Annotated in this window: 15 protein-coding genes; 11 read left to right on the top strand and 4 right to left on the bottom strand. The window is 54.8% G+C overall.

Features of this window, described 5'->3' with window-relative positions:
* Positions 1–28: 28 nt before the first annotated feature.
* The gene (locus PA598K_RS27305) at positions 29–1,654 is read right to left on the bottom strand and encodes a helix-turn-helix domain-containing protein (protein WP_128659972.1); all 1,626 of its coding nucleotides are present in this window, start codon (positions 1,652–1,654) and stop codon (positions 29–31) included.
* Positions 1,641–3,398, bottom strand: a complete 1,758-nt coding sequence (locus PA598K_RS27300) for a cache domain-containing sensor histidine kinase (RefSeq protein WP_185602252.1) — start codon at positions 3,396–3,398, stop codon at positions 1,641–1,643. The genes PA598K_RS27305 and PA598K_RS27300 overlap by 14 nt, the downstream gene beginning before the upstream one ends.
* A 240-nt stretch (positions 3,399–3,638) precedes the next feature.
* On the opposite strand from PA598K_RS27300, the gene PA598K_RS27295 reads away from it, so the two are divergent.
* From PA598K_RS27295 to PA598K_RS27280, 4 genes are all read left to right on the top strand, one after another.
* Positions 3,639–5,204, top strand: coding sequence for an extracellular solute-binding protein (locus PA598K_RS27295; protein ID WP_185602251.1), 1,566 nt, complete (start codon positions 3,639–3,641; stop codon positions 5,202–5,204).
* A gap of 69 nt (positions 5,205–5,273) precedes the next feature.
* Entirely contained in the window at positions 5,274–6,182 is a 909-nt protein-coding gene (locus tag PA598K_RS27290) for an ABC transporter permease (protein ID WP_128659969.1), read from the top strand.
* A gap of 19 nt (positions 6,183–6,201) precedes the next feature.
* Positions 6,202–7,071, top strand: coding sequence for a carbohydrate ABC transporter permease (locus PA598K_RS27285; RefSeq protein WP_128659968.1), 870 nt, complete (start codon positions 6,202–6,204; stop codon positions 7,069–7,071).
* Between the two features lie 21 nt (positions 7,072–7,092).
* Positions 7,093–9,285: an alginate lyase family protein gene (locus PA598K_RS27280; protein ID WP_128659967.1), complete on the top strand. Its 2,193-nt coding sequence runs from the start codon at positions 7,093–7,095 to the stop codon at positions 9,283–9,285.
* Between the two features lie 101 nt (positions 9,286–9,386).
* Here PA598K_RS27280 and PA598K_RS27275 read toward each other — a convergent pair whose 3' ends face one another.
* Positions 9,387–11,456, bottom strand: a complete 2,070-nt coding sequence (locus tag PA598K_RS27275) for a beta-galactosidase (protein ID WP_128659966.1) — start codon at positions 11,454–11,456, stop codon at positions 9,387–9,389.
* A gap of 146 nt (positions 11,457–11,602) precedes the next feature.
* Between PA598K_RS27275 and PA598K_RS27270 the strand changes: the two genes are divergently transcribed.
* The 3 genes from PA598K_RS27270 to PA598K_RS27260 all read left to right on the top strand — a co-directional run bounded on the left by PA598K_RS27270 (position 11,603) and on the right by PA598K_RS27260 (position 16,484).
* The gene (locus tag PA598K_RS27270) at positions 11,603–12,487 is read left to right on the top strand and encodes an AraC family transcriptional regulator (RefSeq protein ID WP_128659965.1); all 885 of its coding nucleotides are present in this window, start codon (positions 11,603–11,605) and stop codon (positions 12,485–12,487) included.
* A gap of 55 nt (positions 12,488–12,542) precedes the next feature.
* Positions 12,543–13,259, top strand: a complete 717-nt coding sequence (locus PA598K_RS27265) for an ankyrin repeat domain-containing protein (protein WP_128659964.1) — start codon at positions 12,543–12,545, stop codon at positions 13,257–13,259.
* A gap of 414 nt (positions 13,260–13,673) precedes the next feature.
* Complete coding sequence (locus PA598K_RS27260; RefSeq protein ID WP_260405641.1) at positions 13,674–16,484, top strand: cohesin domain-containing protein; 2,811 nt, start codon at positions 13,674–13,676, stop codon at positions 16,482–16,484.
* A 54-nt stretch (positions 16,485–16,538) separates the two neighbouring features.
* Here PA598K_RS27260 and PA598K_RS27255 read toward each other — a convergent pair whose 3' ends face one another.
* Positions 16,539–17,021, bottom strand: a complete 483-nt coding sequence (locus PA598K_RS27255) for a nucleoside deaminase (RefSeq protein ID WP_128659986.1) — start codon at positions 17,019–17,021, stop codon at positions 16,539–16,541.
* A 169-nt stretch (positions 17,022–17,190) separates the two neighbouring features.
* Here PA598K_RS27255 and PA598K_RS27250 point away from each other — a divergent pair, with 169 nt between their 5' ends.
* From PA598K_RS27250 to PA598K_RS27235, 4 genes are all read left to right on the top strand, one after another.
* Positions 17,191–18,117, top strand: coding sequence for a hypothetical protein (locus tag PA598K_RS27250; protein WP_128659963.1), 927 nt, complete (start codon positions 17,191–17,193; stop codon positions 18,115–18,117).
* A gap of 135 nt (positions 18,118–18,252) precedes the next feature.
* Complete coding sequence (locus tag PA598K_RS27245; RefSeq protein WP_128659962.1) at positions 18,253–18,918, top strand: GntR family transcriptional regulator; 666 nt, start codon at positions 18,253–18,255, stop codon at positions 18,916–18,918.
* Positions 18,919–18,938: 20 nt separating this feature from the next.
* Positions 18,939–20,627 (top strand): dihydroxy-acid dehydratase, encoded by a 1,689-nt coding sequence (ilvD, locus tag PA598K_RS27240; protein WP_128659961.1) that lies wholly within the window; start codon positions 18,939–18,941, stop codon positions 20,625–20,627.
* 235 nt (positions 20,628–20,862) lie between these two features.
* Positions 20,863–21,150 (top strand): CD3324 family protein (locus PA598K_RS27235; RefSeq protein ID WP_128659960.1); only part of this gene is annotated, 288 nt, incomplete at its 3' end.

Genomic DNA, 21,150 nt, shown 5'->3' with positions numbered 1-21,150 from the left:
GACCTTGCGAGACAGCTCTTTCATCGAATCATATAGTCGAGTCCCCGTCTACGCCTTGCTTGCGATAATCGGAGGGCGTAAGTCCGATCTCCCGCTTGAACAGACGGTTGAAGGAGCGGTAGTTTTCGAATCCGATCTCCTCCGCGATCTCGAACGTTTTGCGATCTGTCGTCAGCAGCAGGAGCTTCGCTTTTTCCAGCCGCAGCTTGTTCAAGTACTGGACGAAGCTCTCGCCGGTTGTTTTCTTGAACATGCTGCTGAAGTAAGGCACGCTGTAGTTGATCGAAGCCGCAAGCTCCTCGAGCTTGAACGGCTCGTGCAGATGCTCGTGCAGCCGCTGCACGACCTTGGCAATCGAAGCGTCAAGCTTGCGGTCACCCTGCAGCAGCTTCAGCTTGCGGAAGCAGGAGACCGTCTCCTCGTGCACGGCGTCGAACGTCTGGCAGAGCGCCAGTCTTGTGCGGAAGGCCGCCTCCAGATCCGCCATACCTTCGGCTTCGTGCGCGAACTGGCTAAGCTCCAGGAAGATCCGAAGGTACAGCGACTTGATCTGCTCGGGGTCCCAGCCGTGCTCCATCGCCTGCTGACGGAAGCTCCTTCGCTCGTGTTCCACCGCAGCGGCGCTCAGATGCGACTCCAGCAGCGCGCCCTTGAGCATCTTGCCCCAGAAGCGGACGTATCGATCCGGGATATGTGCGAACTCGTTCCGTTCCCATGCGGTAGAGCTGCTCCCGGGAGTCTGCCCGTCATCGTAAAAAAACGGGTAAGCGGCAGTGACCCACGCCTTCAGCTCGGCCATCCGATCCTGCAGTCCCGATGGAAAGCTTCGGAGCAGCGCCAGGCTGTCCATCTTCAAATAGCTCGAAAAGGAATCCGCCACCTGATCTAGCAGCCGCTTGAATGGAGCCTCGCTCGTCGGGGCGAAGATCGCCACGAACCGCCCCTTGTCGAGCGCGATCACCTTGTGCGGACCTAAAGCGCCAAGCAGCTCATCGAGCACATTGACCCCGGCGAACTGCCACAGCTTGAGCTCCTGCGGCAGCTCCACCGAGAATCGCAGCGAGCTGCGATCGAGCTCCAGCATCAGCGCCATCACTGGCGCGTGGCGGGCCGGTATACCCGACTGCTCCAGCGATTGCAGCCATTTGTCCCCGGCTCCCGGATTGCGGAGCATCTCGAGGAACAGATTATGTTCGATGACGATCTCGTTTGACCGCACCTTTTGCTCCAGCTCCTGCTGCTTTTCCCTCATCGCAGCGCGTCCCACGACCTGCTCGGTCAACCCTTCGAGCGTACGGACCAGCAGCTCGGGGTCGCTCAGACAATCATCCTTGATGAGATAAGCGGCCGCCTTGAGCTGGATCGCCTGCTGGGCGAATTGGAAGTCCTGGTGGCAGGTCAAGAAGATCACCTGCGGCATTGCGTCGCCGGCGGACTCGATCGCCCGCACCATCTCGAGCCCGTTCATGCCGGGCATCGTAATATCGGTGACGATCAGCTGCGGTCGATGCCGCCGATACATTTCCAGGCCATCCTGGCCGTCCTCCGCTTCTCCCACAAGCTCGAATAAGTCGCCGCGCGCCTCGATCATGCTCCGGAATACGGTGCGGGCGGGGATTTCGTCCTCTACGAGCAGTACCTTATAGCCGCTCATCGTCTTCCTCCTTGATCTGTACCTGATCGGCTTGCCATTCGATGCGAATGCGCAGACCAGCCCCTGCGTCGCTGAACAGCTCCATCGATGTCGCCTGCCCAAACATCAGCTTCAGCCTCATCCGCACGTTTTGCAGCCCGATATTTTCGCTCGATGCCTCCCGCAGTAGATGTACCCTCAGCTTCTCCAGCTCCTCCGAGGACAGTCCGACGCCATCATCCTCGATTTCGACGACGATCCGCTCGTGCTGCCGGTCGGCGAAGGCTCTCACCACGATGTGACCGGCGTCGGATTTTTTCGGCAGGATGCCATGGAACACCGAGTTTTCGATGAGCGGCTGCAAACTTAGCTTCGGGATCTGCATCCGGCCCAGCGGCTCCTCGATCTCATACGTCAGCGCAATCTGGCATTTGTAGCGCATATTCAGCAGTCCGACATAGTCCTCCAGATAGTCCAGCTCCTGATCGAGCATGACACTCTGATCGTAATTTTCCATCGAATAGCGCAACAGTCCGACGAAGCGGCCCATCAATGTGTTAATCTTGTCATAGTCCTTCAGCATGGCGAACATGCGGATCGTATTCAACGTATTGTACATAAAATGCGGGTTGATCTGCGATTGGAGCGCCCGCACCTCGAGACGACGCTTGAGCTTCTCCGAGTCCTGCAGATCGCCGACCAGCTCCTGTATTCGGATCGCCATCGCATTGAGCATTCGCCCGAGGTCGCCGATCTCATTGTTGGCGAAGGTGTCCACGCGCGCGTCGAGCTGCCCTTTTTTGATGGCGTTTACATGGCGTTTGACAGCCTGCAACGGTCGATACAGCTGGTAGCCGAAGCCGAGCACAGACGCTGCGCCGAGCACGATCAGGATCGCCAGGAAATAAAAGACGGTCTCGCGGATAATGCCGGTATCCTGGGTCAGCTCCTTGGACGGAATCTCGGAGACGACGATCCAGTCGTCATACGTCCCGGTCTGCTGCACCGAGATGATCGAGGCGGCCTCCGCGAACTGATCGGGCGCGCCCAGCTCCCGCCAATGCGCGAGGATCGCGCCGACCCGCTCCTTGTCCTCCTCGTCGCTCAGCTTGCTCGTCGTCGCGATCGGGCTGCCGGCTGGCGTGAGCAGGGTGATGGAGCCCTCGGAGCCGAGCTGGATATTCTCGATCTGCTGCTGGAATTGTTCGTTATTCATGGAGATCAGGATGACGCCCTTCATCTCCTCGTACTTGTTGTACGGAATCCGCGCCATATACACGCTCGCCTCCCGCAGCATCTCCATCCCCGGGATGGAGTCCCTGTCGAGGAACAGCTCCGTCCTCGGGGCGCTTAAGAACAGCTCGATCAGCGGCCCGTATACCGATTGCTCGATCCGGGACGGAGCTTCGTTGGAGGAGAGGATCTCGCCGGTGACGGCGGAGTAGACCTGCAGCCCCTCCACATTGCCGATCATCGCCGAAGCGGTGGTCAGCACGGAGATCAGCTCCCGCTTCAGCACCACATCCTCATAATACAGCTCGGAAGGCGAGACCAGCGCGTTCTTGATCGAGGACAAGCCTGAATATTGCACGCTCAGCTCGCGGAATCGGTTCATCGACAGCTCCACGCGGTCGATGACCTGGTTGACCAATTGGGCATTAAGCTTGTTGACCTGCTTCTCCACCGTGGAGCTCGATACCGAGATCGAGATATACGAGAGCACGAATAACGGAATGATCGATACGGCGAGCATAATCAAGATCATGCGGACATAAAAGCTCCGCGTCAAAAATCCAAAAAAAGGCGACTGCATCTATCTATCCCTCTCGCTATCCAAAGTTCTAAACTAAGTATAGTACAACCGCTCCGAGTAAAGATATACGCCGGGCAAAGCATCTTAAAAACGGTTACACTTTCAATTGTTTCCGTCATGTCAAGCATGACGTCGGCTCCTCTATAATGAATCTTGCAACAGCGCGAGGAAAACATGAAACGGGGGATGAACATGTCCATCAAAAAACAACTGACGCAAGTCGTAGCGGCATCCATGCTGATCACGACGACGCTCGCCGGCTGCGCCAGCAACGAAGGCGGAACCGCCAATCCAACGAATACCCCAAATGGCCAACAAACAGCTGCTCCGGAGGCGGAGACGACGACCATCAAAGCAATGACGATCACCTTCGGCGATCCGCCGTCCGCGGACAACAATCAGGCGAAGGCCGATCTCGAGAAGCGCGCCAATGTGAAGCTCGATCTGTCCTTCGTGCCTTCCGAGGCCTATGGCGACAAGCTTGCCGTCGCGGTATCGGCCAACGATTACGATCTGCTGCTGATCGACAGCGGCAAGGACGACAAGTACATCAATCTGGTCAAGATGGGAGCCTTCCACGACCTGACGGAATACATCGACGGCACAGAGAACATCAGCCTAATGGAGGAGGCGGTATGGAACAACACAAGTGTGCAAGGCAAAATCTACGGCATCCCCAGACCGCGCGGTCTGTACGGCGGCGGGGAAGCGAGCGTGCTGATCCGCAAGGACTGGCTGGACAAATACAATCTCGAGCTTCCTAAAACGATCGACGAGCTGACGCACGCGCTCCAGGTATTCAAGGACAATGATCCGGCTGGAGGGGGTAATACGATCCCGCTGGCGGTCTATGGCGTAGACGGCGCGGCAGGTCCGGGACCGTTCGGCTCCGTGTTCCCGATGCTGTTCTCCTTTGGCGTACCGCATATATGGGCGCTTGACGATAATGGCCAGCCGGTGCGCGATTTCCAGACACCCGAGTACAAGACCTATCTTGAATGGTTGAGGGACGTATGGAGCAAGGGCCTAATCGACAAGGACGCTCCCGTGCTCAAAGGCCAGCAGCAAGCCCGCAACAAATTCCAGGCAGGGGTAGCCGGCGCGTTCGTCAGCAATGTGGGAGATATCTCCGAGACGAGTCTGGAGAAAATGCGGCAGGTCGACCCGAACGCCGAAATCGCGGTTATTGATGTGCTGGAGGGACGGGAAGGGCAGAAGGGCGTAGCGCTGATCGGCGGTTACTATGGCATCTGGGTCATCCCTAGCTCGGTACCGAAGGAAAAGGTGCAAAAGATTGTCGACTTCCTGGACTTCACGGCCGCGGAAGAAAACATCGCCTTCTCCAAGGCGGGCGTCATCGGCGTACATGCCAGCGACTTTAAGGACGGCTTGCCGGTGCAGACCGAGGAGCAGATGAAGCTGTTCGATCTGGAAAAGCCAAGCGCGTTCGTGCTGGAAAACCGCGTCGACCCTTATATCTATGCCAACTCGAAGGTTCCGGAAATCCGGGAAGCGCAGATGGCGTCGCTGGATGTCATCGCCAATTACGGCATCGCCAATCCGTTCCTGAGCTACAGCTCCCAGACAGCGACCAAAAAGCCGGACACCTATAAAAAAATGAGCGCCGTCATGACGCAATACGTCTTGGGCGAAGCAACCTGGGAAGCCGTTCAGAAGGAAATCGACGCCTGGACCGCAGGCGACGGCGCGGTTATTGCCAAGGAGCTGTTGGAGCAGTATAACGCAGACCAGAAGTAAACTTAGAAAAAGGATAGGGGTCGCGCATGGCCCCTATTTTTTGTTCACGGATAAGGAGGAACGACGCTCATGGTGAGAAGTCATCGCTTGCAACGCTTCAATCAACTCTGGCCCTTTTTATTGCTGGCCGCCCCGGGCATCTTGTATTTTCTGATCTTCCATTACGTTCCGATGTGGGGACTGGTGCTGGCCTTCAAGGATTATAGCCCGTTTATCGGGATACTTAAGAGTCCTTGGGTTGGCTTGGAGCATTTCCATAATTTCTTTAGCACCGACAATTTTGTCGTTCTCTTGAGGAACACGTTGATGATCAGCTTGCTTAGCCTCGTCATCTATTTCCCGTTTACGATCCTGCTGTCGATTATGCTCAACGAGCTGCGGCTAACGATGTTTCGACGGATTTCCCAAACGATCGTCTACTTGCCTCACTTCCTGTCGTGGGTCGTCATTTACGGCATTACCATTTCCTTCTTTGGGCCATCGGGCGTTTTCAATTATTATCTGGAGCAATGGTTCGATACGTCTGCGCTGTTCCTGGTCAGCAATGACTGGTTCCGCCCGCTCATCATCCTCCAGGCGATCTGGAAGGATGCGGGATGGGGGACGATCATCTTCCTGGCGGCGCTGGCCGGCATCAACCCCGAGCTGTACGAGGCGGCCAAGGTGGACGGGGCTAACCGTTTCCACAACATCTGGCATATTACGCTGCCGGGCATCAAGAGCACGATCGTCATTCTGCTGCTGCTGCGGCTGGGCTCTTCGCTGGACTCCAACTTCATGCAGATTTTCCTCATGACCAACAGTCTCAATCTGGATGTCTCGAACGTATTCGACCTGTTCGTGTACCAGACGGGCTTGAAGCAGTTCAATTACAGCTTTGCGATTACGGTCGGCATGTTCAAATCCATCGTCAGCCTCATACTGGTGGTCGGCGCCAACTACTTGGCCAGATGGATGGGCGAGGACGGCATTTTCTAAATCAAAGGTGGGACATTAGATGAAACTTCGCATCACTTGGTTCGATAGCGTGCTTGCAGTCATCATCCTGCTGATCTGCTTGATGGTCGTACTGCCTTTCTTATATATTATCGCGGTATCCTTCAGTCTGCCGGGACAGTCGATGTCAGGCGCGTTTTTCGTCTGGCCCAAGACGTGGACGCTCGATGCGTACAAATATTTGCTTGGCGCCAATACGTTTATGACATCGGTCAAAAACTCCGTGTATATTACCGTGCTCGGCACATGCGTTAATCTGCTCGTATCGCTGACGTTGGCGTACGCGTTGTCCAAAAAGATCATGCCGGGAAGAAAAGTCATCCTGCTGTTCATCTTCTTCACGATGATCTTCCATGGCGGGATGATTCCCAACTATCTGGTCGTCAAGGAGCTGGGACTGCTCGATACGTATTGGGCGATCGTGCTGCCTGCCGCCTCGAGCGCCTTTAACATTCTGGTGATCCGGACCTTCTTCCAGAGCCTGCCGGAGAGCCTCGACGAAGCCGCGCGCATTGACGGCGCAGGCGAGTTCCGGATCCTGCTGTCGGTTGTGCTGCCGTTGTCCAAGCCGATCATCGCTACCTTCACCTTGTTTTTTATGGTGCAGTACTGGAACGAGTTTTTTACGGCGATTATCTACATCAACGACTCGACGAAATGGCCGATCCAGCCGCTGCTCCGGCAGATGGTGGCGATCAGCTCCTCCAACATATCCGCGGATGCCGCGCTCGACGCGCAGATGGCCGCCAACCTCGGGCCCAACGTGCAAAATGCCGCCATCCTGCTAGCCATGCTGCCTGTCGTCATTGTCTATCCGTTCTTGCAAAAATACTTTGCCCAGGGCGCGATGCTGGGCTCGATCAAAGAATAGCTGTTCAGGGAGGTCATCAACATGGGATACAAGGAACTGCGGCATGATCCGCGCTATACGAAGCCGCTGCCGTCGGACGAGTCGTTCCTGCGGGAAGAGCTGGATCTGGATCGTCCAGGTATGGAAGGCGTGCGGGAGAGGCTGGACGCCAGCGACATCGCTGGCGCCCGGGACGCCTACCTGGCGCTGATCGCATCGGGGACGACCAGGCGTTATTACTTCGAGGCATCCGATGTCTCAGAATTGGCAGCGTTCGCCCGCAACGGGTACGCGGATGACCCGGAGGCCGCGCTCGCGATCGAGGAGGCGGAGCTGCTGCTGAAGAGCGACTTTCCCCTCTTCAAGGGAAGGCGAATTACGTTCCCCGAGGGGAGGTACGACTGGAACAGCTGGCTGTTCGACAGCTCCCAGTATCAGCTCCATCTGACCCGCTTCGGCTATCTGAAGCATCTGTCCCGCGCTTATGCGCTGACCGGCAACGAAGCGTATGCGCGTTGCTTCAACGATATGATGAAGGATTTTATCCTCGACAATCCGATGCCGGTGGACGGCACCTTCCGCGTCGAGCACTGTACTTGGGACCCGCTGTCGGTCGGCGTTCGGCTGTTCGTGCTGCCCGAGCCGTTCATGACCGTGCTTGGCTCGCCTTCCTTCGAGCCGGAGGTCAAGATGATGATGATCAAGTCATTCCATCAACATGGTGCGTATACGAGAGCGTTCCACGCGTCCCACGGCAATCACGTCTGCATGCAGCTGCGCGGCTTGATCACGCTGTCGCTGCTGCTGCCGGAGCTCAAGGACTCCCGGGAATGGCTCGCTTACGGTCTGAAGGAGCTACCCGGCTATATCAGGCAAAATGTATACGACGACGGCGTGCAATTCGAGGCAAGCCCCAACTATCATCAGATCGTCATGCGAGACTTGTACGAGCTGGTCGCGCTCCTGCAGACGCTGGGCCTCCCGGCACACGAATACGAGGGGACGCTGGAGAAGATGTTCGACGTGCTCCTGCACCTCATGACGCCGGAGGGACAACTGCCGAGATTCGGCGATACGGACATCTTGTCCCCGCACGATCTTCGCACGGTCATGAGCCTGGGCGCATATATGTTCCAGCGACCGGACTACAAGTATCGCGGCTACCCGGAGCTGCCTTTCTCGCTGCTATGGAGATTGGGGCCGGATGCGCCCGAGCGCTACAGGCGTCTCGAGGCCCGGCCGCCGCAAGCGACGGCGGCACGCTTCCCGATCGGCGGTTATCTCCTGTCCCGCGAAGATTGGAGCGACGACGCGCTCTACATGGCCGCGCGGGCAGGCGTCGGGGTTGCAGGGCATGCGCATGCCGACACGCTGAGCTTCATCGCTCTGGCCGGCGACCGCGAGCTCATCGTAGACTCCGGCATTGGTCTGTTCGAGTGGAACAAGGAACGCAAATACGTCATCTCGACACGGGCCCATAATACGGTCGTCGTCGACGGCGGCGATCAGCATGTTCGCAGCGCCCATTGGAACACGCCGCAGACGGCCCCTTGCCGCATCTGGGATTTCCGTAGTAACGAGCGCTACGATTACTGGTTTGCCAGCCATTACGGCTACACGCGGTACGACGATCCCGTGATCCATTCCCGCAAGCTGCTGTTCGTCAAAAACAGGTACTGGCTAATCGTTGATCTGCTCGAAGCGCGGGAGGATCATCTGTACGAGCAGTATTTCCACCTGCCTCCGGGCGAGGCCATCGTCGACTTCGGCCGAGGTCGCGTTCGGACGAATCGGGAGGACGGCGGCAACGTGCTGCTCGCTTACCCGGAGCTGGACCCGGCCGAGCTTGCGCTGGAATCCGGTCTCTACTTCCGCCAAGGGCAATATCATCCGAAGCCGGTCGTCAAGCGGACGCTGAAGGCGAGGGGGAGAGCAGTCATGGCAACGGTCTTGCTGCCTTACGGCTCCAAGCTGCCATCGCTTGAGCTGTCGAGACTTGGCATTGTGTCGGAAGGCGCGGAGCTGGACCCTCTGGATGCGACCGGCCTGCGTATCGCAGGCGACGGCTGGACAGACGACATCTGCCTCGACCATCGCGGACTGCGGGTAGCGGATTATCTCGACCATACGGGCAATCCCGTCACGGAAGGACTGCTGCCGCAGCGCACAGTCCGCGAGGTCGAGTATGGGGGATGGCGGGGCGTCGACGATGTGCTGGTGCATTCGCTGACGTAGAGCTTGACGGAGCAGCGACGTGAAGGACAAAACCCCGGATTAGCGAAACAATCGCCAGTCCGGGGCTTTTACACGATCTATTTCACGAGCCATTACAGGGTCTATCGAGGGGACGCGGCATCCCGCTTCAAGATCCGAATGCCGTTCACAGGGAGCGGGACGACCGCGCTTATCGCTTCGCCGCTCTCAAGGTCGACGTAGGATCGTCCGTCCAGCGACACTTCGGTCGCTTCGTTGCCAAAGTTCATCAGGAATACAAAATCCGAGCTGCCGTCTGTCCGCAGCTGCGCCGTCACTCCCGCCGGAAGCTCCGTGTCGAGTACGCGCGCTACGCCGGCTTGTGCCGCGACCACACGATAGAACGCAAGCAGGAAATCGTCCCCCAAGCGGGTTGCGATATAATACGCCTTGCCTTGTCCCAGGTTATTGACCGTCAGGGCAGGCCGCTCCGCATAGAAATCATCGGTATAGCAGCCTATCGCCTCCGCGCCTTCCAGATGGATCAGGTCGCACAGCTCGCGGGATTCATAAAGGCCAGTTAGAGCTAACGGGTTGCCTGCGATGAGCGAGACGCCGTTGCGCTCATGGTCCTGCAGCGCGTCGATCTCCTCCGCCCAGATGCCTAGCGTCTTGCGGAGCGGGCCGGGGAAGCCGCCCAGATGGCAGCGGTCATGCTCGTCCACGATACCCGACCAGTAGGTGACGACCAGCGTGCCGCCGCCCTCGACGAACGCTTCCAGCTTGCGCCCCGTCTCCTCTCTGCACAAGTAGAGCATCGGCGCAACGATCAGCTTGTAAGGCGCAAAATCGTACTCGCTGCCGATGACGTCTATCGGAATGCCCTGTTGCCACAACGCGCGGTGATGGTCATGGACCGTCTCCTCGTAGTGTAGTCCGGCATTGCGCGGGCCTTTGGCATCCTTGACTGCCCAGCGATTGTCCCAGTCGAACAGGATCGCGGTCTGCGAGGGCGTAGGGGAGCCTGCGATCTCCGAGAGCTCGGCCAACGTGCCGCCAAGCTCCGCTACATCGCGGAATACGCGGGTATGCTCATGTCCGGCATGGTCGACGACCGCGCCGTGCAATTTCTCACTGGAGCCACGGCTTTTGCGCCACTGGAAATATTGCACCGAATCCGAGCCGTGCGCTATCGCCTGCAGAGAGGACAACCGGTGCATGCCCGGCTTCTTGAGCTTGCTCACCGCTTGCCAGTTGGTCATGCTGGGCGTGCTCTCCATGAGGAGGAACGGCTTGTGCAGCATGGAGCGGAACATATCGTGCATAAAAGCGAACGTCGCGGCAACTTTGACATTGTCTGCCTCTTTATGCCAGTCCGGGTAGGCGTCCCATGAGATGACGTCCAGTATGGGAGTGAATTTGCGATAATCCAGCGTCTCCAGCGTATACATGTTGGTCGTCGCTGGCAGCTCGGGATTGGCCCATTTGACGGCATCGATCTCGTGCTTGCAAAAGTCGACGGTCTGCTCCGTGACGAAGCGGCGCCAGTCGAGATTGAGGCCGTGCACCATCCGCTCCCCGTGAAGGGCAGGGGAGTCGATCTGCTTCCAGTCGGTATAGGTGTGCGCCCAGAACGAGGTCCACCAGGCCAGATTCAACGCATCAAGCGTGCCGTACTCGCGCTTCAGCCAGCTGCGGAATGCCTCCTGGCACAGCTCGCAATGGCATTCGCCGCCGTATTCGTTGGAGATATGCCAGCCGACGACTGCGGGATGCGTCGCGTAACGCTCGGCGAGCTTGCGATTGATCGTCGCGACCTTCTCCCGATACGCAGGGGAGGTCGGACAGTGATTATGCCGCCCGCTATACAGATTGCGAACCCGATTCGGCCCGACGCGGAGCACCTCCGGGTAGCTGTCCGCGAGCCACGCAGGACGGGCGCCGCTCGGCGTCGCCAGCCAGGCGTATATGCCGTTGTCGCGGAAGCGCTCCAGCACCTGGTCGAGCCATTCGAACCGGAATTCGCCTTCGGCGGGCTCCAGCGCGGCCCACGAAAATATACCAATCGCCATGACGTTGCAGCCAGCGAGCTTCATAAGTCGGATGTCTTCCTCCAACACGGCGGGATCATGCAGCCACTGGTCGGGATTATAATCGGCGCCATGCATGAGCGCGGGAAGCTTTGGGCTAATCGGAGTTTTTACAATTGTCATCTGCGCGTCACCTCATCATCTTGGATTCACTTCTGCCTTGATGATAGTCGATTACGAGGCTTTATTCATTGCACAGGAGGCGCAACAAATCGTCCGATCTTAACATGATGAATGCGTGTTCGATAAGCTTAGAAGGAGGAGTGGCCATGATGCCATTTTTGTTAGCCAACAACGCCAATCTGGAGGAGCGCCTGCCCTTGTACATCCGTTGTGCGGGCAGCCATGAGCAGCAGGAGGTCGAGAGGATACGCTGCGGCTATGCCTTGCACCAGTTGTTTCTGACCCGGAGAGGGCAGGGCACCTTCCGCGTCAGGGGTGGGCGCGAGTACAGAGTAGGTGCCGGCATGGCGCTGCTGATGCCTGCGAATATCGGGCATCATTACAGGCCGGACTCGCCAGCAGACGCCTGGACGCTCGGGTTTATCGCCTTCGGAGGCAGCGCAGCCGACGGGTTGCTCTCCCAACTGGGTGTCGACAAGCTTCCAGCCCGCGGGACGGCGTCCTCGCGATACCGGGAACAGCCAATCGCCTTCCATACGCCTAACTTTGAAGACCTATGGCTGAGGCTCGAAGCGATCTGGCATCGGATTCAGCAGGGCAGCGAGCAGGCATACGACGCTTCAAGACGGTTGTATGACCTGCTGCTCGCCCTGATCGAGGGGCAATTCCCGTCCGCGAGCCAACCCGGCAAGACTGCGCCGCCCGGATCGCCTCATACCGCTTTGCAAATAGCCGTGCAATGGATACATGATCACCTGACCGAGCGATTGCTCGTACCTAATGTTGCCAAGGCAGCCGGCTATTCGGTGCAGCATTTTCACCGCCTGTTCGTCGCGAGCTATGGCGTGACGCCGCAGCAATATATTTTGCAACTTCGCATGAGTCGAGCCTTGCAGCTCCTGGGTGACTACCCCGGCATGACGGTGGAGCAGGTCGCGGAGCAACTCGGCATGGACGTCAGCTACTTCATCCGCATGTTCAAGCGCACCTATGGTACGACGCCGAAGCGGTATGCAATGGCTAATGGATAATTACAATTTTTCCGATATATACAAATAGGATACTGTAAGGGAAGGGAGCATACCTATGAACGAGGAGTCAAGTGTAGATGATTTACTAAGAGATGCGGCTTGGGAAGGTGAACTGGAGCAGGTCAAAGAACTGGTGAAGAATGGAGCAGATATCAATTATGCTGAGCCCAACAGCGTGCATCCCTACGGCGCTACTCCCATCATGCTGGCAGCTGGAGCGGGGCAACAGGAGGTTGTCGCTTACTTACTGGAGCAGGGAGCAGACGTAACTTACTGTGATCTCGTCGGTACGCGCGCATCTATCTATGCCAAAGTATCGGGATATCCGGAGCTTGCAGCCTTGATTCAAGCAAAAGAGCCAGCAGAGTTGCATGACTATGCGCATGTGATGAAGAAACTAACCGATGCCGGTATTCCTCAGCCAATCCTGCAGACCTTGGGCAAGGAGAACAAAAGGCTAGCGTTTGATGGAAATCATAACGAGTATCTTGTCTTACGCAATGTATTTGAAATCACGAGTTTTAAGGTTTACGGCTATGAAGTGTGGGATCTGCTGCTGGAATTAGACGACTATGAGGCAACCGGAGTCATTACCTGGTGTCCAGCCAGGCAACAATTTGTAAGCATCGACGAAGAGCACGAATGGATCTATATTCTTCACGATATGAGCTGGGAGGCGTTTTTGGCCAATCCCGCTTACTTCCTCGACCGCATCCTGTTTAGAGAGTATGACGAAGAAGAAGTGGATGAGGATATGGAAAAGTTCAGCTAGGAGAAATAACTCTATGACCAAATTATGCTTTATACCTCCTTAATGATCGTGATCTCCATGGTCTGGATACCTTCGCAGGTGAGCGGAGCAGAAATAACCCTCAATGATAGAAAGCCACGTCCATGCGTGGCTTTTTATTTTTCGGAACGCTATCATCAGAGGGAACGCTCCCGTCAATACGACAAAACAATTCAAAAACAACCACCATAATGTGACAATATTTTGTAATTAGCTATGCTATACTCATACTTGTTTTAGGGCATGCTAAAATGTTTTAGCTTCGTAAATTCGCCCTAAATATACGAATTAGGCCAGGAGGTGATTAGTTAGCTTTTTCATTTGTAAGCGGTAACATGTCGTAGAATGGCAAGGACAGGAAAAAGACGTGGAAGAAGAGAGGAGTTGTAGGCAGAGGTGCGTAAAACAAGATTCGTAGTAGCTCTCCTGGTATGCTTCATGCTGGTATCCGGTCTGATCGTGTCCCAGGCTAAGGCGGACACAACGCCGGAACCAACCGATACCTGGAGGCAAGTCGATCCCGCGAACGTTCAGATCGGCAGAAGCTATCTCATCGTATCCGAGCATGGCGCGCTGGCAAACGCTCAAGCGACCATCGGCACGCCTGGCGACGTTACCGGGGACACTCAGGTAGGGATGGCCTCCAAGCCCGTGACGATCAAAGACGGCTTGATCACATCCGAAGTGACGGACGACATGATCTGGCAATTTGGTCTCGGCGCCAACAGCGCGGCCGCATCTGGCGGTCTTGGCGAAGGTCCAGGCTACTCTGTGTTGAACAACGCTCCCGGCGATGGCGGAGGCAAGGAGCCGTTGAGAAGGGAATCGAGCTTCAACGCGCAGCATGCGCCGCTTAATACGACAGGCGCAGCCATCAACGGCAACCAGCAGAGCCTGCTGTTGCATGTCCTGGATGAAAAAGAAGGCACTGTATCGCTGTATATCTGGGGCGGCAACAACCAGTGGAACTTTGCCCTGACGGGCACGAAGGACGGCTACACTGCGAAGAGTAAGGCAGCCAGCACGACGAGCGCGGCTCAACTGCTCGAGCAGATAAAGGAATCTCCGGCATTGCGCCTGTATGAGCCGAATGTAACTGTCGGCACTCAGCACTATGTCATGGCGTCCTCCGGCGAGAACGGCGAGATTAGCCCATCCTCCCTGGCAGGTCATGTATGGGTAAATGACGGCGACGACGTAACCTTCACGTTTAAACCCGCCTTTGGTTTCGAAGTAGATAAGGTTACGGTTAACGACGAGGAAGTCGCTGTGCAAGACAATACTTACACCATAAAAAATGTCACTGCGAGCGGCACACGCATCCATGCGACCTTCAAGGCTGCATCCGATGCAGGGGAATTGCCGTTCACCGTGTATAACGACATCTTCTCTGTCGGCAATGTTACGACAGCGCTTATCATCGACCTTGGCGAAGGCAAAGCGGCCAACCTTGCCGACTTGAATGCCGATATGTTCACGGCAGCTGGCAAGAGCACAAGGCTTGACGGTACGACCACCATTTTCGACGGCTATCGCAATATTACCAGAGTCTATGTCAATGACGCTCCCGAGCCGCTTGGCTACATCTCGCCCGCACCGGGCTCGGATAACCTCGTCAAGGATACGCCAGCGAGCGGACGCTATATTATCGTAGAGTTTGAGTTCTGGAATGCCAACGGCTACACCTCCGGCGCGATGGTTTCCGGCAACTTGCAAAACGCATTCTCGGCCATCCTTAATTACCGCATCAACGTGGATCGTCAGCTCAAGCTGACCGACGGTTCGACGATCACGCCGAGATTCACGCAATCAGCGGTCGTCAACCCGGCGCTCGACAAGTTTGTTCCTGACCAGACGAACCCGGGCGGAACAGGGAACATGGACATCCTGATCTCGATCGACGAGTCCTGGAAAGAGCAAGGTCCGCTTCCGTTGTTCATCTACAATCATGGCGGCGGCCGCGGCGGCCCAGCGGGCGACTACTTCGCACCCATGGCAACCGCGAATGGCGCAGCTGTGCTCTCCAAACGCCAACTGGAGAATCCCGGCAAGTACAACGCGCACATTATCGCTACACAGAACCACTCGAACACCCAGGCCAACAACGAGGCTGTCATAGCCTATGTGGAAAAACTGGTCGCTGAGGGCAAAGTCGATCCGAACCGCGTCTACATGTCCGGCTTCTCGATGGGCAGCATGTACACACTCGGCTTCTATAGCCGCAATCCCGAGTTCCTCGCAGCGATTGTGCCGCTTGCAGGCGGCAGCTTGCCAACCGTGCAACAGCTTACGGACAATCCGGAGCTGGCCAAAACATCGATATGGGCGCATACCCATAAGAATGACAGCGCCGGTACAACCTGGACGACGTATTTCACAACAGGCGCTGGCGCAAGCGGTTTATTTGCAAATGCCAACGTGAATGTACTGGATACCAACCAGGCCTTTAACTTCCCGTACTATGGTTATGACTGGACGCCGCACGAAACCGAAGCTCAAGTGTACAGCAACCGTCTTGGCCAATCCAACGCCAGCTTCCGATATGGCCCAAGCCAAGAAGCGTTCGCTGAGAAGAACATTTTTGATTGGATGTTCGCACAGAACAGAAAAGGTACGACCAGTTCGGCCACGTTGACAGGTCCGGATGTGGTGCAAACTGGCGCTACCTTCGATGTAATCTACGGCCTTCAAGGCTTGAAGCAGGACGTATATGCGCAAGACATTACAGTCGAATACGATGCTGATAAACTTGAGCTTGTCGGTCAGCCTGTATCCGTGGATTCAAACAAGTTTGTTATTGTTGGCACGAACAGTGAGCCAGGCAAGATTCGTATTCTGGGCACTCATATGAATGAAAGCGTGAACAACCCCAATCAGAACCTGTTCAAGCTTAGCTTCAAGGCAAAGGATACCGCCGGTGTTGCGGATATCGCAGTCACGCTTCTCGTCCTTGCCGATGGCGAGGGAGTAGAGGCGGAGATTGACGGCGATACGCACAAAGTGGAGATTCGCAAGCCTGTCGTACCAGGCGACTTCAACAACGACAACCGCGCAAGCGTAGGCGACCTGGCACTGATGGCAAAAGCTTATGGCAAATCTTCGACAAGTCCGGATTGGAATGATGTGAAGAAATTCGACCTGAATAATGACGGCACGATCGACATCGAAGACCTCTCCGCATTGGCTCGTCTTATTCTGACGCAATAAGTGAGGTTTAATTTGAGGTTTGCTAGCGGCTCGCCTGCCAAAACAGGCGAGCTTTCACCGTTTCATACTGTAAAACTGGCGTTGGAGTTGATGAACTTGCTCCGCGAGCTCGGGAACCGGACCGTCTATGATCGTATCGCGAATAACTTCTTGGATCGGCAGATTACGAACACGTGCTGGAGCAACTCCCATTTCATTCAACCATTGCGCTAACTGTTCGGAGGAGCTTGCATAGACGATCCGACCAAGTCCCACCCAGCCGTGAGCCGCTGCGCACATAGGGCAATGTTCGCCCGAGGTGTATACTGTCGCCTGCCCTCTTGCTTCAGCTGTCATATTCTCAGCCGCCCAACGTGCCAGAGCAAATTCTGGGTGTTGGGTATGGTCTCCGCCAGCAACATGGTTGTGGTCTTCCATCAGCACTTCTCCCGTGGCTGAGACAAGGATGGAACCGAATGGCTCATCGCCAGCCTCTAGCGCCACCCTTGCAAGCTCAACACAACGTCGCAGGTGCTTCAGATCTGTATCGTTAATCATCATTGAACCCTCCTTAGTCTTATCAGCTACCGCCATTTTACAATGATTCCTGTTGCTCGTACAGTCGGGAAGCCCGAACCATAAAATAGCTTCGCCATACTTCCGCCATGTTCAGTTGCCTTCTACTCTGACAGAATACAGTTAACAGAACAGCGGGGGAGGCAAGGGCATGTTTCAAAAAACGGTGAAACTGCAACCTTTTGTTGATATTTCGGAGTATACCATAGGCTTCGAGATCGTCTCGACTCAATTCGGTGGCGATGGCTGCGTATATGTCCTGCTGATCAACCAGATCCCCGAACGGACACGTGGAATGTTCGTCCCGGCGACGTTGAAGCAACCGTATACGTACAAGGTTTTGATGGTAGAAAATGATTATATCGATGAAATTGTGATTGAGGACCAGGTTTTCAATTATCATTATGTTCAGCCGCTTCGCAGACATCTGCTGTTGGTTGGGGCGCGCTGCTCGTATTATGGTGCAGGCAAATATGATCTGAACGCCAAAGTCGTTGATTATAAGGGGCGTACGCTTCGCGAGTTCCTGCTTGGTGACGGGATTCAGAATGTTCAAGTGACGGAGAAAGGGACCATCTGGACGAGTTATTTTGACGAAGGGGTTTTCGGGAATAACGGGTGGGATCACCCCGTCGGTGCACAAGGCCTGCTAGCCTGGGATGAGAATGGTAACAAATTATACGCAGATCATGTATCGGATATTGCCGATTGTTACGCTTTGAATGTTGTCCATGAACAGGAGGTCTGGTTTTATTACTATACGGACTTTTTGTTAGGTTGCATCTCGGGCGGACCCGATCAGCCCAAGGTGACGTTTATTAATCCTGAGATTTCCGGTTCGGCCGGGTTCTGTACGGATGGGTATCACTTCTTGTTCGATGGCGGTTACGGAAAAAGTGGAGACTATTATATCAAGAAACATGAGAAATCCAGCTTGAGCAAAGGACAAAAGGTGCATTTCCTCAATGAGAAATCGGAGCCGCTTGTACCTTTGACGCAAGATTTTCGAGAAGATCGTGTGCTGTTTAGTGAAAATAATTTGTTGTATCAGGTGTCGATTGAAGAGTTGCTCGGATGATGCTTGAGCTATCATCGATTAAAAGTCGCATAACGGCGGCTTTTTTTGTTTTTTTAGCTCAAATTAACCCCTTGCTTTTAATATAGGTATGCGATATATTGCATATAAGTAAATGAAGAAGCGAGGAAGAAACCTATGCCAGTGCCTAAAAATTTTGTCTCGCCTGCACGGATGTCCGCAAAAGAAAGAGCCTTCTCCCAAATTCAACGCTGGATTATCGATGGTACGCTGCAACCCGGGGAAAAACTGATCGACTCCGAATTGGCGGAGTCGCTTTCTGTAAGCCGTACACCGATTCGGGAAGCATTCCAACTGCTCGAAGTACAAGGGCTTGTATCGACCCATCCTGGAAAAGAAACAAAGGTAAAGGGAATCGAGAAGGATGACATCTTCAAGATGTATCCAACGATGGCGGCTCTTCAGGCTTTGGCTGCTGAATCTACTGCAAAAGTGATTATTCCAGAACAAATTGAGCAACTGAGAGCGCTAAATCTGGCGTTTGCAAATGCGATCAATAGCGGTCAAGCTTACCAAGCCATGGAGGCAGATGAACAGTTTCACAACCTGATTGTAGAGCTTTCTGATAATCCCTATGTCGCTTCATTTAGCGCATCGCTTCAGATTCATATCCGGCGCTTTAAATACGTGTTCTTAGAGCAGCCGATTACGGAGACACAAGCTTCAGTCAGTGAGCATGAATTAATTATTGCCGCCTTGGAGAAGAATGATGCTGAGAGCGCCCAGGCGATGATGAAGCAAAATTTCATCCGCCCGATGCAGGAGCTGCACGGGTTACTTTAGACAAGACAGGAGCGAGGAAAATGGCAGATGGAAAAGATCTTCGGATTCGCAGCAAGGTCATTAGCGAGGGCGTCAACCGAGTACCAAACCGAGCGATGCTGCGCGCGGTCGGTTTTACAGATGAGGATTTCAAAAAGCCGATGATTGGCGTGGCCAGCACTTGGAGTGAGGTCACTCCGTGTAATATGCATATCAACGAATTAGCCGTTCATGCCAAAAAAGGAGCGCGCGACCATGGCGGAGCTCCGCTGATTTTTAATACGATTACGGTCTCCGATGGCATATCCATGGGGCACGAAGGCATGCTGTTCTCGCTGCCAAGCAGGGAAGCCATCGCGGATTCGATTGAGATTGTAACTGGAGCTGAACGCTTTGATGGCCTTGTCGCGGTTGGTGGCTGTGACAAGAATACGCCTGCGTGTCTGATGGCGATCGGACGGCTAAATATCCCGTCCGTCTATGTATATGGCGGAACGATCCAACCCGGCAATCTCGATGGCGAGAAGGTGGATATCGTTACGGCATTTGAGGCGGTCGGACAATACCATGAAGGAAAAATAACAGCAGAACAGCTTCACAAGGTAGAATGCAGCGTCTGTCCGGGTCCGGGCTCGTGTGGAGGAATGTATACGGCCAATACTATGGCTTCTGCTGCTGAAGCGATGGGCATGAGTCTTCCAGGATCCTCATCGACACCTGCCATCTCCCCGGACAAAGCGATTGAATGCGAGGCAGCCGGCAAACAAGTCATCTCGCTACTGGAACAAGGGATTTACCCTAGAGACATCATGACCAAAGAGGCCTTTGAGAATGCCATTACGGTTGTCATGGCCCTGGGAGGCTCCACCAATGCCTTCTTACATCTGCTTGCGATTGCCCATTCGGTGGACGTGGACCTCACCTTGGATGATTTTGAACGCATTCGCCTTCGTGTTCCTCACCTGGCAGATCTGAAGCCAAGCGGCCGTCATGTCATGCAGGATTTGAATGATATTGGCGGCGTTCCAGGCGTCATGAAAGCCTTGCTAGCACAAGGATTACTCCATGGCGACTGCATGACTGTAACAGGCAAGACCTTGGCAGAAAATCTTGCTGAAGCAGAATCGCTCCAGCCCGATCAACAGATCATTCGACCGTTGGATAATCCGCTGAAGGCCAATGGCCCCCTGGTGGTGCTCAGAGGGAACCTTGCCCCGGAAGGCGCAGTTGCCAAGATGTCAGGAATGAAGAAGATGCGTTTTTCCGGACCGGCCAAAGTTTACGACAGTGAGGAAGCGGCAACGAAAGCCATCGTGCAGGATGAGATTCAGAAAGGCGATGTCCTGGTTATCCGCTATTGCGGACCAAAGGGAGGACCAGGAATGCCGGAAATGCTATCGGTCACCGCGCTCATTGTTGGCAAAGGGCTTAACGGCGAAGTTGCCCTACTGACCGATGGTAGATTCTCAGGCGGGTCACATGGATTTGTAGTCGGTCATATCTCGCCTGAAGCGCAAGTCGGCGGACCCATTGCCTTGTTGAAGAATGGAGATATCATTACGATCGATAGTGAATCCCAGCAGATGACGTTTGAAGTGTCAGAAGAGGAATTAGCTGCCCGTACACAAGCCTGGGTTGAGCCCCCGCTCAAAGTAAAGTCCGGTGTGCTGGCCAAATATGCTAAACTTGTATCTTCTGCCTCAAAAGGTGCAGTGACAGATATTTTCTAATGAACAGCAAGCTCTGCTATAATAGCAGGTAGCAGCTATCTGTTTTTCAATGGAGGTGAGGTTATTGAAAGCAATCGGGGTAGGATTCGTACATGCATGGCTCTATGCAAAGCCAGTGAAGGATATGGCAATGCTTTGCATAGAGCTTAATAACCATCCTATTGCCAACGACGAATCGTAATATTCTACTACTGGCTTTGCACCTTATTGATTTATTAAATAAGGAGTGAGGCCCATGAAATATTCAAAAGCCGAGTCTATTTTTCCGGAAGAATTGCTACGTATCATCCAAGAATACGTCCAAGGGGAATTGGTATATATCCCCAAACCAAAAGAAGCACAGCTAAAATGGGGCGAGAAAACAGACAGCAAGAGTAAGGTCTCTGCGCGAAACGCGGATATTAAATCCTTATTTCACAATGGATTCAGCATAGAGGAGCTTGCGGAGCGATATTTCTTGTCCTACGAAACCATAAAGAAAATTGTCTTTGAACACTCCCGCCACCTGCCGCAACCGGCTGAG

The organism is Paenibacillus sp. 598K (assembly GCF_003851045.1).
Taxonomy (GTDB): domain Bacteria; phylum Bacillota; class Bacilli; order Paenibacillales; family Paenibacillaceae; genus Paenibacillus_D.
Note: the sequence above shows the minus strand (reverse complement) of the source record. Positions and strands in the feature narration are given on the sequence as shown.